This is a genomic window from Aerococcus agrisoli (assembly GCF_003797145.1).
GTDB classification, from domain to species: domain Bacteria; phylum Bacillota; class Bacilli; order Lactobacillales; family Aerococcaceae; genus Aerococcus; species Aerococcus agrisoli.
This window is the reverse complement of the sequence record NZ_RKMG01000022.1, coordinates 1-22,487: the sequence shown is the minus strand read 5'-3', so window position 1 is coordinate 22,487 and position 22,487 is coordinate 1. Positions and strand designations below refer to the sequence as shown.

The 22,487-nt window shown below is 36.2% G+C and carries 17 protein-coding genes; 14 read left to right on the top strand and 3 right to left on the bottom strand.

Annotated features, from left to right (window positions below; translation table 11 throughout):
• The first annotated feature begins 144 nt into the window (after positions 1-144).
• From EF384_RS06985 to EF384_RS06960, 6 genes are all read left to right on the top strand, one after another.
• Positions 145-1,431, top strand: coding sequence for an alkaline phosphatase family protein (locus EF384_RS06985; protein WP_123780612.1), 1,287 nt, complete (start codon positions 145-147; stop codon positions 1,429-1,431).
• A gap of 47 nt (positions 1,432-1,478) precedes the next feature.
• On the top strand, positions 1,479-3,416 hold the full coding sequence (gene glgB, locus EF384_RS06980) for a 1,4-alpha-glucan branching protein GlgB (protein ID WP_123780610.1): 1,938 nt from the start codon (positions 1,479-1,481) through the stop codon (positions 3,414-3,416).
• A gap of 118 nt (positions 3,417-3,534) precedes the next feature.
• Positions 3,535-4,662: a glucose-1-phosphate adenylyltransferase gene (locus EF384_RS06975; RefSeq protein WP_123780609.1), complete on the top strand. Its 1,128-nt coding sequence runs from the start codon at positions 3,535-3,537 to the stop codon at positions 4,660-4,662.
• Between the two features lies 1 nt (position 4,663).
• On the top strand, positions 4,664-5,857 hold the full coding sequence (gene glgD, locus EF384_RS06970) for a glucose-1-phosphate adenylyltransferase subunit GlgD (protein WP_123780607.1): 1,194 nt from the start codon (positions 4,664-4,666) through the stop codon (positions 5,855-5,857).
• A 45-nt stretch (positions 5,858-5,902) separates the two neighbouring features.
• A complete protein-coding gene (gene glgA / locus EF384_RS06965; protein ID WP_123780605.1) occupies positions 5,903-7,342 on the top strand; it encodes a glycogen synthase GlgA in 1,440 nt (479 codons plus the stop codon).
• A gap of 140 nt (positions 7,343-7,482) precedes the next feature.
• The gene (locus tag EF384_RS06960) at positions 7,483-8,841 is read left to right on the top strand and encodes an aspartate kinase (protein ID WP_123780603.1); all 1,359 of its coding nucleotides are present in this window, start codon (positions 7,483-7,485) and stop codon (positions 8,839-8,841) included.
• A 79-nt stretch (positions 8,842-8,920) separates the two neighbouring features.
• Here EF384_RS06960 and EF384_RS06955 read toward each other — a convergent pair whose 3' ends face one another.
• Positions 8,921-9,745 carry an undecaprenyl-diphosphate phosphatase gene (locus EF384_RS06955; protein ID WP_123780600.1) on the bottom strand — a complete coding sequence of 275 codons (825 nt, stop codon included), beginning with the start codon at positions 9,743-9,745 and terminating at the stop codon, positions 8,921-8,923.
• A 209-nt stretch (positions 9,746-9,954) separates the two neighbouring features.
• Here EF384_RS06955 and EF384_RS06950 point away from each other — a divergent pair, with 209 nt between their 5' ends.
• From EF384_RS06950 to EF384_RS06930, 5 genes are all read left to right on the top strand, one after another.
• On the top strand, positions 9,955-10,473 hold the full coding sequence (locus EF384_RS06950) for a PTS sugar transporter subunit IIA (RefSeq protein WP_123780598.1): 519 nt from the start codon (positions 9,955-9,957) through the stop codon (positions 10,471-10,473).
• A gap of 271 nt (positions 10,474-10,744) precedes the next feature.
• A complete protein-coding gene (locus EF384_RS06945; RefSeq protein WP_123780596.1) occupies positions 10,745-11,818 on the top strand; it encodes a BMP family lipoprotein in 1,074 nt (357 codons plus the stop codon).
• An 85-nt stretch (positions 11,819-11,903) separates the two neighbouring features.
• Positions 11,904-13,496: an ABC transporter ATP-binding protein gene (locus EF384_RS06940; protein WP_123780594.1), complete on the top strand. Its 1,593-nt coding sequence runs from the start codon at positions 11,904-11,906 to the stop codon at positions 13,494-13,496.
• Positions 13,483-14,562 (top strand): ABC transporter permease, encoded by a 1,080-nt coding sequence (locus EF384_RS06935; protein WP_123780592.1) that lies wholly within the window; start codon positions 13,483-13,485, stop codon positions 14,560-14,562. The genes EF384_RS06940 and EF384_RS06935 overlap by 14 nt, the downstream gene beginning before the upstream one ends.
• Complete coding sequence (locus EF384_RS06930) at positions 14,562-15,518, top strand: ABC transporter permease (protein WP_123780590.1); 957 nt, start codon at positions 14,562-14,564, stop codon at positions 15,516-15,518. Before EF384_RS06935 ends, EF384_RS06930 begins: the two co-directional genes overlap by 1 nt.
• A gap of 69 nt (positions 15,519-15,587) precedes the next feature.
• Here the strand turns inward: EF384_RS06930 and EF384_RS06925 are convergent, their stop codons facing one another.
• Together EF384_RS06925 and EF384_RS06920 are read right to left on the bottom strand one after the other, a co-directional pair.
• Positions 15,588-16,211, bottom strand: a complete 624-nt coding sequence (locus EF384_RS06925) for a flavin reductase family protein (protein WP_123780589.1) — start codon at positions 16,209-16,211, stop codon at positions 15,588-15,590.
• 154 nt (positions 16,212-16,365) lie between these two features.
• Positions 16,366-17,388, bottom strand: a complete 1,023-nt coding sequence (locus EF384_RS06920) for a lactonase family protein (protein ID WP_123780587.1) — start codon at positions 17,386-17,388, stop codon at positions 16,366-16,368.
• Between the two features lie 140 nt (positions 17,389-17,528).
• Here EF384_RS06920 and EF384_RS06915 point away from each other — a divergent pair, with 140 nt between their 5' ends.
• The 3 genes from EF384_RS06915 (at position 17,529) to EF384_RS06905 (ending at position 22,445) form a co-directional block, all read left to right on the top strand.
• A complete protein-coding gene (locus EF384_RS06915) occupies positions 17,529-18,800 on the top strand; it encodes an AI-2E family transporter (protein WP_123780585.1) in 1,272 nt (423 codons plus the stop codon).
• A gap of 88 nt (positions 18,801-18,888) precedes the next feature.
• Positions 18,889-20,604, top strand: coding sequence for an ABC transporter ATP-binding protein (locus tag EF384_RS06910; RefSeq protein WP_123780583.1), 1,716 nt, complete (start codon positions 18,889-18,891; stop codon positions 20,602-20,604).
• Positions 20,604-22,445 carry an ABC transporter ATP-binding protein gene (locus tag EF384_RS06905; protein WP_123780581.1) on the top strand — a complete coding sequence of 614 codons (1,842 nt, stop codon included), beginning with the start codon at positions 20,604-20,606 and terminating at the stop codon, positions 22,443-22,445. Before EF384_RS06910 ends, EF384_RS06905 begins: the two co-directional genes overlap by 1 nt.
• Positions 22,446-22,487: the final 42 nt, after the last annotated feature.

The window sequence follows — 22,487 nt, the reverse complement described above, 5'->3', positions numbered from 1 at the left end:
CCTAGTCTTGAAGAAAGCGAGGACATTTTTGTCCTCGCTTTTTTTTATTTTTAAAAAAATGAAAGCTTTTTCATGTAATTTAAGTTAATATAAGGTAAAATAGAATATATCATAAAAGTAAAAAAATGGAGGATGGACCTGGAAATGTCACAGAAGAAATTAGTCATTATTAGTTTAGATGCATTCGGTACGGAAGATTTAAACTATGCATTAACGCTACCTAATTTTAAAAAATTTAAGGAAGAAGCGGCTTTAGTTGAAAAAGTAAGATCTGTTTACCCATCTTTAACTTATATGTGTCATACCTCTATCATTACAGGTCAATATCCTAAAGATCATGGCATCATTAATAATACTTTTATCCAACCTGACCGTATTTCTCCAGATTGGTATTGGTATGCAAAATACATTAAAACACCTACCATTTTTGATATTGCAAAAGAAAATGGTTTGTCTGTTTCGACCATTTTATGGCCGGTAACGGGTAAAAGTAAATCTATCGATTATAATATTGCTGAGATTTTTGCGAACAGAAAATGGCATTCACAAGTGGCTGTATCCTTACTAGCATCAAGTCCTAAATATTTAATTCAAAAAAATAGCAAATTTGGACATTTGCGTAATGGCATAAAGCAACCTGAATTAGACGATTTTGTGACAGCTATCACGGTAGATACCATTAAACAAGAGCAGCCTGATGTGATGGCGATACATTTAGTTGATTTAGATTCAACACGACATGGTTATGGGGTTAAATCGCCCGAAGCAAAAGCTGCAATTGACCGAATGGATAACCATTTAGGTCAAATTTTCGCAGCAATTGAAGATACACCGGCTTATCAAGATGCACATATCGTCCTTTTAGGTGATCATTACCAAATCGACACTGGATCAGTAATCAGACCAAATCATTTATTTAAAAAAGCTGGGCTAATTAAGGTCAATGATGATAACAAAATCATTCATTACGATATTTATGCAAAGGGTGCTGACGGGTCAACTTACATTTATAAAAACGAAGACAGTAATTTTACAATAGAAGATTTGAAAAACGTATTGAAACCATTAGCACAGTATATAGATGTCATTTATGACCAAGAAGAGGCTACTGCTAAAGGCGCAGATCCAAATTGTTTTGCTTTAATTGAAGCAAAAGCAGGTTATTACTTTGAAAGTGATATTGAAAGACCTATTATGGAAGCAACAAATAAAAATATACCAGGTGTTAAGTTGTTAAAAGCTAGCCATGGATACGATCCTGAACGAGAAAACTATACCACAATGTTTATGGCAAAAGGCCCTAAAATTGCTGCTGGAGCTGTAATAGAAGAGGGTCGTTTAGTTGATGAAGGTCCAACAATGTTAGCCATGTTAGATTTATCCTTTAAGACACCAGTAGCTGGAAATGTTTTACAAGGATTGTTTCAATAATAGTAAACACTATTTTCCAGCAAATGATGAAGTTAGAGGTGAGTAACATGAAGAATGAAATAAAAGAGGCTGAACATAAAATAATCCAAAGATTACTTGATGAAATGTATTATTTCAATATTGGTAATCATTATGAAGCCTTCAAATTTATGGGTGCAAAAGCAAGTATTGAATCCAATCAGGTAGGCTATCGTTTTACGGTATGGGCGCCAAATGCGAAACAAGTATACGTCGAAGGTAGCTTTAATGATTGGCAAGAAGTTGCTTTAAATAAAATCGCTGATACTGGTGGATGGTCCATATTCATCCCGAATGTAAAAGAATGGGCTTTGTATAAATTTGTTATTGAAGATCAACATGGGGTGAAAAAAGAAAAGCAAGATCCCTTTGCCTTTGCTGGCGAAGTTGCCCCAAAAAACGCTTCAGTTATTCAAAACATGCCTACATTTGAATGGACAGATAAGCAATGGTTGACTAAAAGAAAGCAAACTAATGTATTTGCAGAACCCATAAACATTTATGAACTTCATATGTCGTCTTGGCGCAAACACGCTGATGGGACATCATATTCATTTGCTGACTTAGAACGTGAGCTAATCCCATATGTATTAAAAATGGGCTACACACATATAGAATTTATGCCATTGATGGACCATCCATTAGAAGCCTCATGGGGCTATCAAATTAGTGGATACTTTTCAATTGCCGGGCGTTTTGGCCATGATTTTGGACCTTTAATGTCTTTTGTAAATGCATGTCATCATGCTGGAATTGGTGTTTTAGTTGACTGGGTACCGGGACACTTTATTGTGAATGATGATGCCTTAGCGAATTTTGACGGGACGCCAACTTATGAATTCCAAGACCCTAACCGTGCAGTAAACAATCGTTGGGGTACAAAGAATTTTGACCTAGGTAGAAAACAAGTTCAATCCTTCTTAATTTCTAGCGCCATTTTCTGGTTGGAGAGTTTCCATTTTGACGGCATTCGCGTAGATGCTGTATCCAATATGCTTTATCTGGATTACGATATTGGCCCTTGGACACCAAATAAATATGGTAACAATGTCAATCTCGAAGGTGTTGAGTTCTTGCGAAAATTAAATAACGAAATCTTTTTACGAGATCCTTCATATTTAATGATAGCTGAAGAGTCAACTGCTTGGGACGGTGTTACCAAACCTACCAGTTTAGGTGGACTTGGATTTAACTTCAAATGGAATATGGGGTGGATGAATGATACCTTAAAATTCTTTGGAATTGATCCAATCGGACGTAAGCATAACTATAAATTGGTCAACTTCACTTTTATGTACATGCATGATGAAAATTTCATTTTACCATTTTCGCACGATGAAGTAGTTCATGGAAAAGATTCTTTATTAGGGAAGATGCCTAATCCAAATCGATATGAACAATTTGCTAACTTACGAGTATTAGAAGGCTACCATTTGTTGTACCCAGGTAAGAAATTATCGTTTATGGGTAATGAGATAGGTCAATTCTTGGAATGGCGATTCTATGATCAATTAGAATGGGATTCATTAAATAGACCGTATAATTCAGAATTTCAACATTATATAGCAACTTTAAACCAGCTATACAAAGATAAATCAGCCCTGCATGAATTGGATACGGATAAAAAAGGTATTGATATTGTAGAAGCAGATGATGAAATCGAAACGACTTTATCCTTTATTAGAAAAGGGAAAAAAACTGGTGATGTAGCCGTATGTGCATTTAATTTTACGCCAGTGGAACGACAAAAATACCGAATTGGTGTTCCTTTTAGTGGAAGCTATAAAGTCATTTTTAATAGTGAAATGAAAGAATTTGGTGGTAATTGGGAAACACAAACATTGATTTTTGAAACAGTGGATGTGCCTCATAAATACCAACCATATTCTATTGAAATTACCTTACCTTCGTTGGCCGCAATTGTATTAGAACCAGATAAGGTTCAGGTTACTAAGAAGCATAAATAATTACCAATGCATTAAAGGAGTTGGTTACTGGTTTTTGGGAAAACAATTCTAAATTCAAATCAATTTGTTGATAGTCTCTGTCATTTTGTAAAGGGGGAAGGAGTTTAACTCCACGATTATGTTAAATAATGAAATGATTGCAATGATTCTTGCCGGTGGTAAGGGTACTCGTCTAGGTAAATTAACACAAAATATTGCAAAACCCGCTGTTCCCTTTGGAGGGAAATACCGTATTATCGATTTTACAATGAGCAATTGTACAAATTCAGGCATTTCAACCGTTGGTGTGATGACCCAATACGAACCAATGATTTTAAATGATCATATTGGTAATGGTGATTCATGGGATTTAGATACTAGTGATGGGGGCGCATTCGTGTTGCAACCATATTCATCTAGTGATGGTGAAAAATGGTTCAATGGTACTGCCAATGCTATTTATCAAAACGTTTCTTTTATTGATAGCAAAAACCCTGAGTATGTGTTAATTCTATCAGGTGACCATATTTATAAAATGGATTATTCACCAATGTTAGCTGAACATAAAGCAAATGGTGCTGATTGCACTGTTGCCGTTAAACCTGTACCAATTAAAGAAGCTTCACGCTTCGGTATTATGAATACAGATGCTGAAGGACGCATTGTTGAATTTGAGGAAAAACCTGAAAATCCAAAGAGTGATTTAGCTTCAATGGGGATTTACATTTTCACATGGGCTAAATTACGCGAATATTTAACAAGCGACCCTGAAGGTATGGAAGATTTCGGTCAAAATGTTATCCCTGCATACTTAGAAAACAATGAAAAAATTTATGCTTACGCTTTTGATGGTTATTGGAAAGACGTTGGTACAATCGATTCATTGTGGGAAGCAAATATGGAAATTTTAGACCAAACGCATCCATTGAACTTGCGTGATAAATCTTGGCCAATTTTCTCAAGAAACTTTATTACAACACCACAATTCTTAACACCAGAATCTGAAGTAGCAAACTCAATGATTTGCGATGGTTGCATTATTCGAGGCAATATTAAAGATTCTATCTTATCACCTGATGTTCTTGTAGGTAAGAATTCTAGTATCTCAAATTCTATTGTGATGAAGGGTACTAGTATCGGGGAAAATGTTCGAATTGAATATGCAATCCTAGGTGAAGGTGCTGTGATTGCTGATGGTTCTGAAGTTATTGGTACACCAGATGAAATCGCAGTAATTGGTTATGAAGAAGTTGTAGGGGGTAATTAAGATGTTTCAAAACAAAGTTACAGCAATTTTAAACTTAGATGAATCGCCAGAAGCTTTAATGCCATTAACTGAAAATCGTCCAATCGCCAACTTACCATTTGCGTGTCGTTACCGTATTCTTGACTTTTATCTTTCATCATTAGCGAATGCTGGTATCCGCACAGCAGCCTTATTTATGGCTGAAACAGGTCGTTCTGTATATGACCATATTCGTTCTGGTAAGGCATGGAACTTTGACTCTTATACTGGTGGTATTTTTACATTTTCTCAAATGAACCACAAACGTGCGCTTTACGAAGCTGCAAGTCGCAAGGGGCCTTTCTATGATGATCACCGTTTATTCATTGAACGTTCTAATGCACAATACGTATTTGTTTCTGGTGCGAAAATTGTTGCCAATGTTCATCTAGATGAAGTGATGAACCAAATGGACCGTTGTGAATCAGATTTAACACGTGTATATGCAGAAGTGCCACGTGAATTAATTGAATATCATCCAAATGAATCGATTATTCACTTTGCTGAGGATGGTTGTGTAGACCGAATTACCAAAGAAGGTGTTACACCAATTAATCAATCAACTGTAAATTATGATTTGAATATGACTTTAATCCGCACTGAAAAATTATTAGAAATGATTGAAAAAGCGGAAAATGATAATTTTTACAAAGAATTGGATGAAGTGATTGTTGAATACATGGGAGACTACCGTGCCGAAGGTTATAAATACGAAGGTTACGTTGGTAATGTGGATTCAATCAAATCTTACTACGATGTAAGTATGCAAATGCTTAATGGTGAGTACTTCACTCAATTATTCCAAGACGAACAACCAATTATTACTAAAGCACATAATGGATCACCAACATATTATGGTGACCATGCTGACGTAATCAATGCACAAATTGGTACTGGTTGCCAAATCTATGGTGAAGTTTCACAATCTCACATCTTCCGTAATGTTGAAGTTGGTCCAAATGCAAAAGTTGACCACGCAATTATTTATCAAGGTGCTAAAATTGGTAAAGGTGCAACTGTTCAATACGCTATCTTAGATAAATCAGTTGAAGTTGAACCAGGTGCTGTAATCATCGGTACGCAAGATGAACCAATTGTTATTCCTAAAGGTTCATATATTGCTGCATCAGATGATACTTACCAAAATGCAACATATAAATTTAAAGCTGCTCGTTAATATCTTTGTTAAACAACAATACTTGCAGCATGGAAGGATGATGAAATGAAAGTATTATTTGTAGCCGCTGAGGGTGCGCCATTCTTCAAAACAGGTGGGCTAGGTGATGTAGCCTATGCTTTGCCGAAAGAATTACGTAAACAAGGTATCGACATTCGTGTAGTATTACCCTATTACACGCAAATGCCTCAGAAATTTGAAGAACAATTAACTGATGTTACAAGTTTCCGCGTAGAATTAGGTTATAAAACTGCTTATGTCGGTATCAAAACTTTAGTATTAGATAATGTTCAATATTATTTCGTTGATAACCTAGCCTACTTTGACCGTGATCAATTATACGGACAAGGGGATGATGGAGAACGTTTTGGTTTCTTTGATATAGCTGTTATCGAAATGATGGAAAAAATCGACTTTATTCCGGATATTATACATGTGAATGACTGGCAAGCAGCCATGATTCCAGCTTTATTAGTTGACCGTTATCACTGGGTTGAAGCGTATAAGAATATCCGTAAAGTCTTAACAATTCACAATATTCGGTTCCAAGGTTGGCAAAGTCCAGATTCTCTAAACCATATTTTCAAGACCACCATGTCTTTATACCATGAAAATGGGGTAGAGAAAGAGGGACAAGTGAATTACCTTAAAGGTGGGATTAATTTCTCTGACCGAGTAACCACAGTTAGTCCAAATTATGCTCGAGAAATCCAAACACCTGCATTTGGTGAAAAATTAGATGGTGAGTTACGATACAATAATTGGAAATTGTCAGGTATTATAAATGGGATTGATTATGACCAAAACAACCCGGCAACTGATCCAGCTATTACAGCCAACTATGACGCTTCTAATGTAATTGAAGCGAAAAAAGCCAATAAAATGGCACTACAAGAACGGATAGGCTTGAAAGTTGATCCTGATGTTGCTTTACTTGGTGTTGTAACACGCTTAACTGATCAAAAAGGGATGCAACTCCTTCAAGAAAAAGCAGAAGAATTATTGAATAGTCGGAATGTTCAAGTAGTCGTACTTGGAACAGGTGAAGCGCAATTTGAAAATTCTTTCCGATATTTTGAATGGAAATACGGCGGTCAATTCTGTGCGTATATCGATTTTGATGTCGAATTAGCGCAACAAATCTATGCAAGTGCTGATTTATTCTTAATGCCAAGCGCTTTTGAGCCATGTGGTCTTTCCCAAATGATTTCAATGCGTTACGGTACGTTGCCAATCGTTCATGAAACAGGCGGCTTGTCTGATACCGTACAGCCATATAATCAATATACTGGTGAAGGTAATGGCTTCAGCTTTAACATTTTCAATGGTGATACTTTCTTACAAACCATTCATTATGCGCTTGATGTATATGAACAAAATCCAGATGCATGGTATCAATTGATCCAACAGGCAATGGCTACTGATTTTTCTTGGACAGAACCTGCTAAGGAATATATCGCATTGTATGAAGGATTAGTACATTAATCAAGTGCAGTTAACATAATTTTTACCCATGTCGTAACACTATCAGGGTGTTACGGCATTTTTTCTATTGAAGTAAGACCTATATTTATGATAAGCTAACGATTAGTTAGATTAAAATTGGATTGGAATGAGATGAAAAGATGAAAGTAATCAAATTTGGTGGATCTTCAGTAGCATCTGCTGAACAGTTGGAAAAAGTAAAAAACATTGTCCTAGAGGATACGAGTAGAAAATTTGTGATTGTATCCGCACCCGGGAAACGTGATAAGTCTGATATTAAGGTAACTGATTTATTAATCGACTTAGCTGCGGAAACTTTGCGTGATAGTGATAATGCGTCAGCTACTTTTAACAAGATTATTGATCGCTTCAGAGATACTGCAGAAGGCTTAAATATGGATTTAGCCATTGTAGAAAAATTATCTAAACAATTAAATAGAACAATTACTGATGATACATATGAAAATACTGCTTATTTTACTGATGCTGTGAAAGCTTTTGGTGAAGATGCAAATGCACAATTAATTGCTGCATATTTTTCTGAACAAGGATTAGATGCTGTATATATGAACCCTCAAGATGCAGGATTATATTTATCAGATAATCCAGGCCATGCGCGTGTATTGCCGGAATCTTATCAAAACTTATATAAACTACGTAAACAAGAGAGTGTTGTCGTAATTCCAGGTTTCTTTGGTTACACCAAAACTGGTAAACTAGTTACATTTTCACGTGGTGGTTCGGATATTACCGGTGCCATAGTAGCTAATGGGGTAAAAGCAGATATGTATGAGAACTTTACAGATGTTTCTTCTATATATGTAGCTAATCCAGGTGTAGTTTCAAATCCTGTTCCAATCGAACAATTAACATATTCTGAAATGCGTGAACTTTCATATGCTGGATTCTCTGTATTCCATGATGAAGCTTTACAACCAGCGTTTATCGCAAACATTCCAGTAGCAATCAAAAATACAAATGAACCACAAGCACCAGGTACTTTGATTACACGTACTCGTCCAAAGAACCATTTACCAATTTCTGGTATCGCTTCTACAAGTGGTTTTGCTAGTGTGTATATTCAAAAATATATGATGAACCGTGAAGTTGGTTTTGTTCGTCGTGTATTATCAGTGTTGGAAAAATATAACGTTTCTTTTGAGCATATCGTATCTGGCATTGATGATATAGATGTTATTTTCAAAGAAGATTCTTTATCAAAAACTGAATTTGAAGAAATGGTTATCGAAATCAAAGCTGAAACAGCGGCGGATGCAATCGAAAAACGTGATAATATCAGTTTACTAATGATTGTAGGGGAAGGCATGATTGAAAATATTGGGAACACAGCGCGTGCAACCAAAGCCTTATCTGAAGCTGGCATCAACTTGGAAATGATTAACCAAGGTTCATCAGAAATTTCAGTCATGTTTGGTATTATTGAAGAACGTGAAAATGATGCCGTTCGTGCTATCTACAATGAATTTTTTAATAATTAAGCGCAAAAGAAAAGCATCAAGGATACATATCCTTGATGCTTTTTATTATGTATGTCTTTTTCACATACATATTATAGAATTAGAATAGTAAGAAATACAAAATTACAATGATACCTAAACCAATACGGTACCAACCGAATACCTTGAAGTCATTTGTTTTAATGTATTTCAAGAACAATTTAATTGTAAGCACTGAAACGACAAAGGCAACAACCATACCTACCAGTAACAACCAAACTTCACTAGCTGTGAACTGGAAGCCGTCTAAGAAAGCTTTGACTAGTTTTAATGCGGATGCACCAAACATAATCGGAATAGACATAAAGAATGAGAAGTTTGCTGCTAGGGGACGAGATGTACCTACAATCGTTGCACCTAAAATAGTTGAACCTGATCTAGACGTACCGGGTACTAATGATAAAACTTGGAACATACCGATTTTTAATGCATCAATATAAGACATTTCAGCCATGCTATTAATACGAGGTTGTACGTTTTGATGACGGTTTTCAATCCAAATGAACCAAATACCATAAAGGATTAACATAATTGAAACAACAAACCAGTTCATCAAGTTCGCTTCCATCCAATCATCAAGTAATAAACCTAAAACAGCTGCAGGTAAGCATCCAACAATTACTTTAACCCATGTCATCCAAGTTTCTGTTTTTTCTTCCTTAGATTTACTCGGTGCGATTGGGTTTAATTGGCTGAAATTCAACCACACAACCGCTAGAATCGCTCCTAATTGGATTACTACAAGAAATATATCCCAGAATTCTTGACGAACATCTAAAGTAATAAATTCTTCTAATAAGATCATATGTCCGGTAGATGAAATAGGTAACCATTCGGTGATACCCTCAACAATCCCGAATAAAATGACTTTTAATGTATCTAACATATATCAATATCCCTTCATTAAATAAATAATTACCAATTAAGTATAAATGAAAGACGTTAATAAAACAAAAAAACATAGAAAATTTAAGAAGACTTTTAAATTTTCTATTCATTTAACGTATTAAGGGATTTCATTCCATTATTTTTGTGATTATGTTATGATTTATCCATAGTTAAAGATAAAGAAATCGATAAGGAGCCAAAAAAATTATGTTTAATTTTTTCAAGAAAGATAAAAGCAAACAGACAGCTCAGCAAAATGCAACTTCAAGTGAAGTCTTATTTGCTCCTGCCACAGGTGAATTCAAAACTATTGATCAGGTAGACGATCCTGTATTTTCTCAAAAAATGATGGGTGACGGCTATGCCATTGAACCTGTATCTACTGAAGTATTTGCACCAGTTGCTGGTACAGTAATGAGTATTTTCCCAACTAAACATGCCATCTATATTAAAACTGATGAAGATGTTGAAGTTTTAGTTCACATGGGTATTGATACAGTTGAGTTAGATGGGGCACCTTTCGAAGTGAAAATTGCTGAAGGTGATCGCGTCGAAGAAGGTTCTTTAATTGCTGTCGTTGATTTAGCGCAATTAGAAGCTGCTGGTAAAGGAAAATCTATCGTAGTCGTATTTACTAACTTAGAAGGCTCATCAATTCTTTCATTAACTGCTTCTGGTCAAGTTAACCATACCGAAGTGGTTGGTTCAGTATCTATAAATAATTAAATAAATGTAAATTTCCTCCTATATTTATTGATAGGGGGAAATTTTTTGAAAGAAATTTAAGCCATTTTCATAAAAAATACCAATATTGTTCGTGATTTTTCCTGAAAATAGGCTTGAAATAAGCGAAAACCATCAAATATTAAAAAAATACGAACATTTTTTGTAAATATGTCTTTACAATTCTGAGAGAATCGAGTAATATTATCAATGTAATAAGCGAACAATAACATTAAAATTACAAACTAACATTCGCATTCGGGAGGAAAAATTCATGTCATCAAAATTTAAAACAATTGCTTTATTAGGTGCTTCTGTATTCGCATTAGCTGCTTGCCAAGGTCAAGATGCAGGTTCATCTAGCACTGCTTCAGAAACTTCTTCTGCTGCTAGCGGTTCAGAATCTACTTCATCAGCTACTGGTGAATACGCAATTGCAATGATTACTGACGAAGGTGGCGTTGACGACCGTTCATTCAACCAATCAGCTTGGGAAGGTATGCAAGCTTGGTCTGAAGAAACTGGTAACAAAGTTCAATACTACCAATCAGATGATTCAGCTGACTTCGTACCAAACTTTAACACTGCTATCGCAGATGGTTATGACATTATCTTTGGTATGGGCTTCATGTTAGTAGACACTATCGCTGAAGTAGCACCTGCTAACCCAGAACAAAACTTTGCGATTATCGATGGTGAAGTTGAAGGCGACAACGTTGTTTCAATGACATTTAAAGATCAAGAAGCAGCATTCTTAGCTGGTATCGCTGCTGCTGAAAACTCTACAACTGGTAAAGTTGGTTTCGTTGGTGGTATGCAAACTCCTACAATCGAACGTTTCGAAGCTGGTTTCAAAGCTGGTGTAGCTTCAATTGATGACTCAATCGAAGTAGACGCACAATACGTTGAATCATTCGGTGATGCAGCAACTGGTCAACAAATTGCTAACGCAATGTACACAAGTGGCGTTGACGTAATCTACGCAGCTGCTGGTGCATCAGGTAACGGTGTCTTCACAGAAGCACGTAACCGTTTAGAAGCAACTCCAGACGAAAAACTTTGGGTTATCGGTGTTGACCGTGACCAAAGCGAAGAAGGTGAATGGTCAGGTGGTAACTTCACTTTAACTTCAACAATTAAAGATACTGGTTCTGCAATCCAAGCAATTTCAAATCAAACAATTAGTGATGGATTCCCAGGCGGAGAATTGGTAGAATATGGTTTAGCGGAAGGTACAGTTGATTTAACTGAAGGTAACTTATCTGAAGAAACTATTGCCAAAGTTGAAGAAGCTAAACAACAAATTATCGACGGTGAAATCACTGTTCCTGAAACATTGTCAGAATAATAGAATACACAATTGAATGGAAAGTTGCGTCAGTCGTAATGGGCTGACGCTTTTCTGTGAAATCTAGAAATGAGAGGTTAGACTTATGCATACGGAAAATGTCATTGAGATGCACGATATCACAAAGATTTTCGGTACTTACAAAGCAAATGACAATATCAATCTTAATTTGAAAAAAGGAGAGATCCACGCACTTTTAGGTGAAAATGGTGCTGGTAAATCTACTTTAATGAACATTTTATCTGGATTATTATCACCAACTTCTGGTGAAATCTTGGTAAATGGTCAAGTTGAATCTATTTCTTCACCTGAAGTAGCGAATAAATTAGGTATTGGAATGGTTCATCAACATTTTATGTTGATTGATAATTTTACAGTGGCAGAAAATATCACTTTGGGTAAAGAAACAACTAAATTTGGCTATATTGACTCTGCGGCAGCCAATGAACAAATTAAAGAATTATCTGAAAAATATCATCTAGCTGTGAATCCTGATGCATATGTACAAGATATTTCTGTAGGTCAACAACAAAGGGTAGAAATTATCAAAGCACTGTATCGTGGTGCAGATATTTTAATCTTTGATGAGCCAACAGCGGTTTTAACCCCTCAAGAAATTGATGAATTAATGCAAATCATGAAAGCTATGACACTTGAAGGTAAATCAATTATTTTGATTACCCATAAATTGGACGAAATCACTACTGTTGCAGACCGCTGTACGGTTATTCGTCGTGGACAAACAATTGGTACTGTAAATGTTGCTGATGTAAGTAAACAAGAACTTGCTGACATGATGGTTGGCCGTCACGTAAACTTCCAAGTGAACAAACAAGCACCTCAATTGAAAGAGGTTGTTTTAGAAGTTGAAGATTTAGTTGTTAAAGAATCTCGTGGCTTAGATGCTGTGAAAAAAGTAAATTTCAACGTTCGCGGCGGTGAAATTCTTGGTATTGCTGGTATTGATGGGAATGGTCAATCAGAATTAATCCAAGCTATTTCAGGTTTACGTAAAATTGAATCAGGTCGTGTTCAATTAAGCGGTAAAGATGTAACAAATAAAAAACCTCGTAAAATCACTGAAGCTGGTTTAGGTCATATTCCAGAAGACCGTCAAAAACATGGTTTATTCTTACCATTAAGTATTGCTGAAAATATGGCAATGCAATCTTACTACCATAAACCATTTTCAAATCGTGGTTTATTAAACCACAAATTTATTCAAGAACATGCACGTACATTAATTGAAGAATTTGATGTGCGTACGACGAGTGAATTTGCTTTAGCAGGTGACTTATCTGGTGGTAACCAACAGAAAGTAATCATTGCGCGTGAATTAGACCGAAATCCTGATCTATTAATTGCTGCACAACCAACACGTGGTTTAGATGTAGGTGCAATTGAATTTGTGCATGACCGCTTAATCCAACATCGTGATGCTGGTAAAGCTGTTCTATTGATGAGCTTTGAGTTAGATGAAATCATGGGCGTTTCTGACCGTATTGCTGTAATGCATGAAGGGCAAATTATTGCCATTGTGAACGCAAATGAAACAAATGAATCTGAATTAGGTTTATTAATGGCGGGCGTACCACTGGAAGAAGCTCGTCTTCAAAGCCAAGTGCGTTCTGAGCATGATATGACTATTGAAGGAGGAGAACCTGTTGAATCAATCTAAATCTAGTCGTTTTATCGACAAAATCAGTGTACCTATTATTTCTATTTTGTGTGGTTTCCTTCTAGGTGCCATCATCATGTTATTCTTTGGCTATAATCCAATCACAGCCTACAACGCAATGATCGTACCAGTTGTATCAAACCCATACTTCATTGGTGAAGTATTACGTCAAGCAACTGTATTAACCTTAACCGGTTTAGCGTTTAATATTGCTTATCAATCTGGCTTCTTCAATATTGGTCTTTCTGGTCAATTAGTTGCTGGTTGGTTAACATCTGTAGCGATTGGTTTAGCGTTCCCTGATATTCCACGTATTATCATGGTGCCATTAATTTTAATTCTTGGTACTTTAGCAGGTGCATTATATGCATCAATCGCTGGTGTATTACGGGCTTACCTTGGTACGAATGAAGTTGTTGTCACAATCATGTTGAACTACATCATGTTATATACAACAAACTACTTAATCCGTGAAGTTTTAGGAACGGGTAACCAAACCGAAAAAGTTGGTGAAAATGCTAGCCTTGCTATTGCATGGTTAACGACACTTACAGGTGGCTCTCGTATTAATATTGGTATTTTCATTGCCATTGCTATGGTAATTCTATATGGATTCGTGATGAAAAATACGACAACTGGTTTTGAATTACGATCAGTTGGTTTAAACAAGGATGCTGCAGTATATGCAGGTATCAATGCTGAAAAGAACATTGTTTTAGCAATCTTCTTATCTGGTGCATTAGCCGGTCTTGCTGGTGTAATCCATGGTATCGGTACATTTGGTAACTTATATACACTGAACTCTCTACCTTCAGAAGGATTTAACGGTATTGCCGTTGGTCTATTAGGTATGGGTACGCCAGTTGGTACATTCCTTGCATCTCTATTATTTGGTTTACTAAACATTGGGGCATCATTTATGCCAACACGTGCTGGTGTACCAGATGAATTAGCATCAGTTATTACTGCCGCTATTATCTTCTTCATCGGATCATCTTACATCATCAGATATGGTTTAGATAAAATCAAAAACAGAAAAACTAAACAAGCAGGAGGGGATAAATAATGGATTTACTAACGACATTACAATTAATCGTTTCTTCAACGTTAATGTATTCCGCACCTCTGATTTTTACTGCTATTGGTGGTACTTTTTCTGAACGATCTGGTGTAGTTAATATTGGTTTGGAAGGTATTATGGTTATGGGTGCATTTGCATCCGCAATCTTTAATATTAGTATGGCGGGTACTTTTGGTGGTATGACACCTTGGATTGGCTTAATCATTGGTGGTATCATTGGTTTGATTTATTCATCAATCCATGCGGTATCTTCAATTAACTTCCGAGCTGACCAAACAATTTCTGGTACTGTATTGAACTTGGCAGCACCTGGTTTGGCTGTATTCCTAGTTCGTGCTATTTATGGTGCTGCACAAACTGGTCCATTAGCACGACCATTCGTTACTTATAACATTTTAGGATTAAACAATATTCCAATCATCGGCCCAATTTTCTTTGAAAATACTTCTGGTCCTGCCTACTTAGGTGTTATCGTTGCAATCATCGCTTGGTTTGTTTTATTCAAAACAAGATTTGGTTTACGTTTACGTTCAGTAGGTGAGCATCCGGAAGCATCTGAAACATTAGGTATCAATGTTTACGCAATGAAATATGCTGGTGTGTTAATTTCAGGTTTCTTAGGTGGTATTGGTGGGGCAGTTCAAGCGCAAGCTGTACAAAATGAATTCTCACTTGTTACTGTAGCCGGTCAAGGTTTCATGGCTATGGCGGCTATGGTATTTGGTAAATGGCATCCAATCGGCGCTATGGGGGCTGCAATCTTCTTCGGATTTGCGCAAAGCCTTTCTGTAACAGCCAACTATATTCCAGTTATCAAAGATATCCCTTCAGTATACCTGGATGTCGCTCCTTACATTTTAACAATTATTGTTTTAGTAGTATTTATCGGTAAAGCTCAAGGTCCTAAAGCATTAGGTCGTACATTTATTCGTTCAAAATAAGCTACTTTCCAACTATATAAAAATAGCGTCCCAGACATTAAAGATGTCTAGGACGCTATTTTTTTGTATTTATAGTGGGCGTTTCAATACATAAGGGACCCCGATATCGGTAAATAGATTACCTGCAAGACGGGCAACTGGTTCCAAGTTTTCATATTTGATATAACCTTTATCCTCATCATAGATACTTTCATCTAAATGATAATCGGTCACTTCAAAGATAAACATATCTGTGATGATTCGATTTTCATGATCTTTGATAGGGATATATTGGTAAACCTTCATTTCTAATCGTATTAATGAATCTTTTACCCCTGGTACGGATACAGTATGACTATCAATGGTTTCAATGCCTGCCAATTCGATTTCACTTACATCTGGTCCAACAAGGGCAGCAGTCGCATTCATTTCCTTGATTTGTGATTTACTCACAACATTCATCACTGCTTCAGGAACATCCAATAAATTGCGTGCCGAATCTTTTATTGAATAGTCTTCTTTTCGTAAAATTGCGATGGATAATAATGGCATTTTTTGACCCGCACCGCTCGTAAATGAAAAGGGGGCTAAATTAATAATGTCATTTTCAGTATTTTGTGTTGTAATCCAACCTACAGGCCGAGGTACTACTGAACCTGAAAGTAATTTGTAACGTAATTTTTCGTCAATATCTTGCGCGACTAAATGATACATATTGGTATACCTGTCTTTCTCTATTTCTTTTGTTTATTTCATTTTATCTTTGAGGTCTTGATTTTAGCAATCTTTTAGGCGTTTTATTGTAAAAAATTAGCAAGCCCATTTCTTGGACTTGCTTATATTTTTTACAATGTTTTTATGAGTTAAATTAAGCTGGTGTTACACAAACAATTTCGTTTACAGCAATGTTATCGGCATATGTTAATAAACCAGATGCTGCATCACGTTTGAATAATGAAATTTGCGCTTGGAATTGGTGACCAACAATAACGTATGTTTCATCAGCATTGAAGTTGAAATCACGTGGGAAATCACCTTCAGTAGAGATGTTTTGAATTTCAGTAAGTGTTTGACCATCTTCAGAAACAGCAAAAACAGTGATTGAATTGTGACCACGGTTAGAAACATATAAGAACTTGTTATCTGCAGATAAACGAATCGCTGCACTTGAGTTAAATTCTGTCCAATCACTTGGAATTGTGTTGTAAATGTTGCCAGCAGTTAAGCTACCATCTTCATTAATGTGTAATACAGTAACGGTATAGTCTAATTCACCTAATAGGTAAACGATAGATTCAGAGTGGTGGAAAGCTAGATGACGAGGACCAGTACCTGGTGCAGCTTTGTATACACTCACTTCATCTAATTTATGGTCTTCAGTTAAGCGGTATGAATGCACTTCATCAGTACCCAAATCACACGACAAGATGAATTTGTTGTCATTAGTAGGGTGAATAAAATGCGCATGCGCAAAGTCTTGATTTTCATGAGGGCCCACTGGTGATGTGTGTTGTACGATATCCGCTACAGATAAGCTACCGTCAGCTAAGACATCAATAACAGCTAGTTCACCTTTTTTGTAGTTTGCATTGTATACTACATGGTTTGTTTCATCATAAGTAACATAACAACCATTTTCATTGAAAACTTTTGTACGTCCTTTAAAAGTGAAGCTTCCATCCACTAATTCATAGTGTGCAAGTCCAGGTTCATCACCATCACTTAAGGTAAATAGGTGGTTACCATCAGCTGATAATGTTAAATATGTAGGATTGTTTTCCTCAATAATTAATGTTTCATCCACCAATTTACCTGCTGCTGTGTCTAAGTTTAATGCATGAATTCCTTTATTATCTTCACGTGTATATCCGCCTAAATAAATTGTTTCCATAAAATTAAAACCTCACTTTCTGTAATTGCTTTTATTATACTAAAGATTGTCACATTTCACACGAAAAAGGGTTGTAGATACAAAGCTTTACATCCATTGATTTGCTATAATAAAGTGAGCTTTCTAAAGGAGTGAATACTATGAATTCAAATGATCTTGAAAACACACCAAGAGAATTAAATCAAAAGAATGTCAGTCGTGCGAAAAAAAGACGGGCAGATGATAAAAAAACAAACAATCGTAGTTGGTTTTACTTACATATTCTAAATAACCGCTATGTGGGTATCCTTATTATTTTGATTTTGATTTCCATTTTTGTGAGTCAATTTAGTAAAATTGCTTTTTTATTTGATCCTATCATTTCATTTTTCCAAGTAATTTCATTACCAATTGTGATTGCTAGTATTTTTTACTATTTATCCGTGCCATTAGTCAATAGCCTAGCCAATCATAAAGTAAACCGTACGATTGGTTCTGCCATTGTGTTGATTCTGATTGCTATTGTGATCACCGGATTAATCGCACTCATTCCATCATTAGTTGATGAAGGACGCAATTTAATTAATAACTGGGATTCAATCTGGCAAAATTATCAAAGCCGTCTCCAAGGTTTTATCAAAGGAGATTGGTACGATCAGGTGGATTTAGTTATTCAAAGTTTCATGACGAGATTCCAAGATCTTTCTAGTTTTAATTGGGAAAATATCGCAAATAGTGCGATTACGAGTCTATCTTCTATTGTTGGTACTGTCACCCGTGTAACTATTGCTATTGTTACAGCACCCATTATTTTATTCTATATGTTACGAGATGGTTATAAACTGCCAGGATTCTTATCTCAATATTTACCAACCCAAATCCGTCAATCTACCATGCATTTATTAGCCGATATGAACAAACAAATTAGCCAATATATTCGTGGCCAAATTATCGTCGCAATTGCAGTCGCAATTATGTTCGTAATTGGTTATGCCATTATTGGATTACCGTATGGTGCCATTATAGGGGTAGCAGCAGGCTTCTTAAATATTATCCCTTATGTTGGTTCATTCCTTGCGATGATTCCGGCAATCATTGTTGCCATTGTAGTAGGGCCAATTATGATTATCCAAGTGCTGATTGTTTTCGCAGTAGAACAAACGATTGAGAGTAGAGTGATTTCACCTCAAGTGTTGGGGTCAAACTTAGAAATTCATCCTGTAACGATTATGCTTTTATTAATTGCAGCGGGTAATTTATATGGTGTAGCAGGTGTAGTATTCATCATTCCAATCTATGCAGTGTTAAAAGTGATTTTCTTACATTTCTTTGCTTGGTATAAAGCAGTGTCAGGTTTGTACGAAGATGATGATAGCGAATTTGATGAAATAGACCTAGCCCAATTTGATGAAGAAATTACTGAAGAAAAATAAGTGCCATCTATTTGAGAATTGGTCTAAAGGGGCGTATAATGGATAAATCGCACTGTTTTTTACAAATATATTTTAAGGGAGGAATTATATGTGGCGTTTAATTAAACGCATTCCCGTATGGGCCATGGTTGGTGCAATTTTATTTGCAATGACACAGGCCGTAGGGGAGTTGCTATTACCAACGCAAACTGCTCGTATTATCGATGACGGGGTAGCGACAGGTAATATGCAAGCAATCTACAGTATTGGTGGGCAAATGATTTTAATTACGTTATTGGTTATTGGATCAGCTACCATTTCTGTATTTATTGCCGCGCGCACAAGTCAAAACTTGGGACGTGAATTACGTAATGAAATTTATTCAAAAGTGCTCAGATTTTCAAAGGAAAATATGGGAGATTTTGGAGAGGCTTCATTAATTACGCGATCATCAAATGATATTCAACAAATTGAAGTGACTGTGATGATGATTATGCGTATGGTTTTATTGGCACCAGCTATGTTAGTAGCAGCTGTTGTGATGGCTGTAATTTCAAGTCCAGAATTGAGCTTAGTTTACGCTGTTACTGGTCCAATTTTAGCTATTTTAATTTTTGTTATTTTACGCATGGTTTCACCGTATTTCAAATCAATGCAACGAAAAGTGGATGATTTGAACCTAATTTTCCGTGAAGGATTAACTGGTGTGCGCGTGATTCGTGCTTTTAATCGTTCTAAATTTGAAGAGGAACGATTTGCTACGGCTAACAGAGATTATGCGGACACTGCCATCAAAGCAATGTTCCGTATGTCTTTTTTAATGCCAATCATGACGACTATCTTATCGTTAACTAACATCACCTTATCTTGGCGTGGTGCTCACTTAGTTGCTGCTCAAGAATTAAGTGTTGGGGTTATTTTATCTTTCGTGAACTATTCATTCATCATTATGTTCTCGTTTATGATGTTAGGAATGATTTTTGTTATTTTACCTAGAGCCCAAGTTTCAGCACAACGTATCAACGAAATCTTAGATACAGAAATTACAATTCATTCTCCAGAAAACCCGGTTTCAGTGAATCCGGCTGAACCTGGTAAAGTTGTTTTTGAAGATGTTGATTTCAAATTTGGTAATGCTGAAGCAAATGTATTAGATAATATCAGTTTCCAAGTCGGACCTGGTCAAACATTGGCAATTATTGGGGGTACAGGTTCTGGTAAATCCACTATTGCGAATTTAATTATGCGTTTTTCAGATGTAACAGCTGGTTCAGTTAAGGTACACGATCATGATGTACGTGATTATTCACTAGATAATTTGCGTCAGTTAATCGGTTATGTGCCACAAAAAGCCAATTTATTTGCTGGTACAATTCGTGAAAACCTGTTATATGGGAATGCCAACGCTAGTGACGATGATTTGTGGTATGCCTTACGCATTGCGCAATCAGAAGACTTTGTCCGTGGTTTACCTGAAGGCTTGGACGCTCCTGTTTCTCAAGGTGGGAATAACTTCTCTGGAGGGCAAAAACAACGTCTAAGTATTGCTCGTGCTATTGTAAAACATGCAAATATTTATATTTTCGATGATTCATTCTCAGCCCTTGACTATACAACTGACCGAAAATTACGTGCAGCGTTGAAAGATGTGACTGCTGATGCGGCGACAATTATTATTGCACAACGTGTGTCAACTATTCGTGATGCCGACACGATTATCGTCCTTGATAAGGGTGAAATTTCTGGTATGGGTACGCATGATGAATTGATGGCGAATGATATTTATCGTGAAATTGTAGAATCACAAATTAAGGAGGCGGAATAATGGCAGATAAAAAGAAACAACTAGAAGGCCGCCGTCATAAACCAAAAAATTTCTGGTCTACTTTAGGTCGTTTTATTAAATATATGGCTACACGTAAATGGACATTCCTTTTGATTATCATTTTGATTGTTTTATCAACAGTCTTTCAAATTGTCTCTCCACGTATCTTGGGTCAAGCAACAACCTTGATTACGGATGGGGTAAGTAATGGTTTACAAAATGTGGATGGTCAAGAAATGTTTGTTATTGACTATACTGGACTTGCCAAAATTCTAGTAAATGTTGTGACATTCTATATTATTTCTGCGATTTTCAACTTCTTACAAGGTGTTTTATTAAGTCGCACATCGCAACACGTCATTGAAGATTTACGTAATGATATGCGTGAAAAATTGAACCGTTTGCCAATTTCATTTTTAGATGCAACACCAAATGGGGAAATCATGTCACGTGCGATCAATGATATCGAAAATGTTGGGATGACGCTACAACAAACCTTACAACAAGTTTTGATGTCAGCAACGCAATTTATTTTAACTTTAGTCATGATGACTTTAATTAGTCCTAAAATGACTTTAATTGCTGCAGGTACGATTATTCTGTCTACAATTATCATGTTATCCGTGACACCTGTTTCGCAAAGATTATTCGCTGCGCAACAACGTGTGCAAGGGAATATGAATGCCTACATTGAAGAAAATTATTCTGGGCAAGTAGAAAATAATGCTTTTAACCAAAATAATCATAAAATTGCTCAATTTAAGGCAAAATCTGATGAATACTATGAAATTTCTTGGAAAGCCCAATTTATTTCAGGTATCTTGATGCCGCTAATGAACTTAGCGAAAAACTTCGGTTATGTAGCAGTTGCCATTGTTGGTGGTTTCTCAGTTGCCGATGGTACGATGCCAATCGGGGATGTGCAAGCCATGTTACAATATGCAGGTATTTTATCAGAACCTTTAAAACAGACAGCCAATATGATTAACCAATTACAACGTATGGTGGCTTCAATTGAACGTATTTTTGAATTCTTAGATGTTGCGGAAATGGAAGAAGAACCGTCAAATATTCCAGCCATCGATACAGAATACAAAATGATTTTCGAACACGTTCAATTTGGTTATGAAGAAGGTAAAGAGAACCTACTAATGCATGATTTCAACTTGAACGTTGCACCTGGTCAAATGGTCGCCATTGTTGGACCAACTGGTGCAGGTAAATCAACTATTATCAACTTGATTGAGCGCTTCTATAACATTTCAGGCGGTTCGATTAAGTTTGATGGTGTAGATACCCGTGATATTACACAAGAAGCATTACGTGCCAAAATGGGTATGGTGCTTCAAGATACGTGGTTATTTAATGGGACTATCGCTGAAAATATCGCTTACGGTTCTCACAAAGACAATATTACCCGTGAGGATATCATTCGCGCAGCGAAGGCAGCACACGTAGATGATTTTGTGCGCAAATTACCTGATGGCTATGATACGGTAATTAACCAAGATGGTTCTAACTTATCTCAAGGTCAACGCCAATTATTAACAATTGCACGTGCCTTTATGTCAGATCCTGAAATCTTAATCTTAGATGAGGCTACATCATCAATCGATACCCGTACTGAAAAATTGATTCAAAAAGCAATGAGTCAATTACTAGAAGGTCGTACATCATTTGTTGTTGCCCATCGTTTATCTACCATTCAAGATGCGGATAACATTATCGTGTTAAATCATGGTGATGTGATTGAAACAGGTAATCATTTTGAATTACTTGATCAAAAAGGTTTCTACTACAATCTATACAATTCTCAATTCGTTAACGGCGAGTTTGAATAACAAAAAATCCTGGACCACTTTTTATAGTGGACCCAAAAAGTT

Coding starts and splice junctions, on each gene's coding strand:
- EF384_RS06985 (WP_123780612.1), top strand. CDS start 145: ATGTCACAGAAGAAATTAGTCATTATTAGTTTAGATGCATTCGGTACG.
- glgB (WP_123780610.1), top strand. CDS start 1,479: ATGAAGAATGAAATAAAAGAGGCTGAACATAAAATAATCCAAAGATTA.
- EF384_RS06975 (WP_123780609.1), top strand. CDS start 3,535: ATGTTAAATAATGAAATGATTGCAATGATTCTTGCCGGTGGTAAGGGT.
- glgD (WP_123780607.1), top strand. CDS start 4,664: ATGTTTCAAAACAAAGTTACAGCAATTTTAAACTTAGATGAATCGCCA.
- glgA (WP_123780605.1), top strand. CDS start 5,903: ATGAAAGTATTATTTGTAGCCGCTGAGGGTGCGCCATTCTTCAAAACA.
- EF384_RS06960 (WP_123780603.1), top strand. CDS start 7,483: ATGAAAGTAATCAAATTTGGTGGATCTTCAGTAGCATCTGCTGAACAG.
- EF384_RS06955 (WP_123780600.1), bottom strand. CDS start 9,745: ATGTTAGATACATTAAAAGTCATTTTATTCGGGATTGTTGAGGGTATC.
- EF384_RS06950 (WP_123780598.1), top strand. CDS start 9,955: ATGTTTAATTTTTTCAAGAAAGATAAAAGCAAACAGACAGCTCAGCAA.
- EF384_RS06945 (WP_123780596.1), top strand. CDS start 10,745: ATGTCATCAAAATTTAAAACAATTGCTTTATTAGGTGCTTCTGTATTC.
- EF384_RS06940 (WP_123780594.1), top strand. CDS start 11,904: ATGCATACGGAAAATGTCATTGAGATGCACGATATCACAAAGATTTTC.
- EF384_RS06930 (WP_123780590.1), top strand. CDS start 14,562: ATGGATTTACTAACGACATTACAATTAATCGTTTCTTCAACGTTAATG.
- EF384_RS06925 (WP_123780589.1), bottom strand. CDS start 16,211: ATGTATCATTTAGTCGCGCAAGATATTGACGAAAAATTACGTTACAAA.
- EF384_RS06920 (WP_123780587.1), bottom strand. CDS start 17,388: ATGGAAACAATTTATTTAGGCGGATATACACGTGAAGATAATAAAGGA.
- EF384_RS06915 (WP_123780585.1), top strand. CDS start 17,529: ATGAATTCAAATGATCTTGAAAACACACCAAGAGAATTAAATCAAAAG.
- EF384_RS06910 (WP_123780583.1), top strand. CDS start 18,889: ATGTGGCGTTTAATTAAACGCATTCCCGTATGGGCCATGGTTGGTGCA.
- EF384_RS06905 (WP_123780581.1), top strand. CDS start 20,604: ATGGCAGATAAAAAGAAACAACTAGAAGGCCGCCGTCATAAACCAAAA.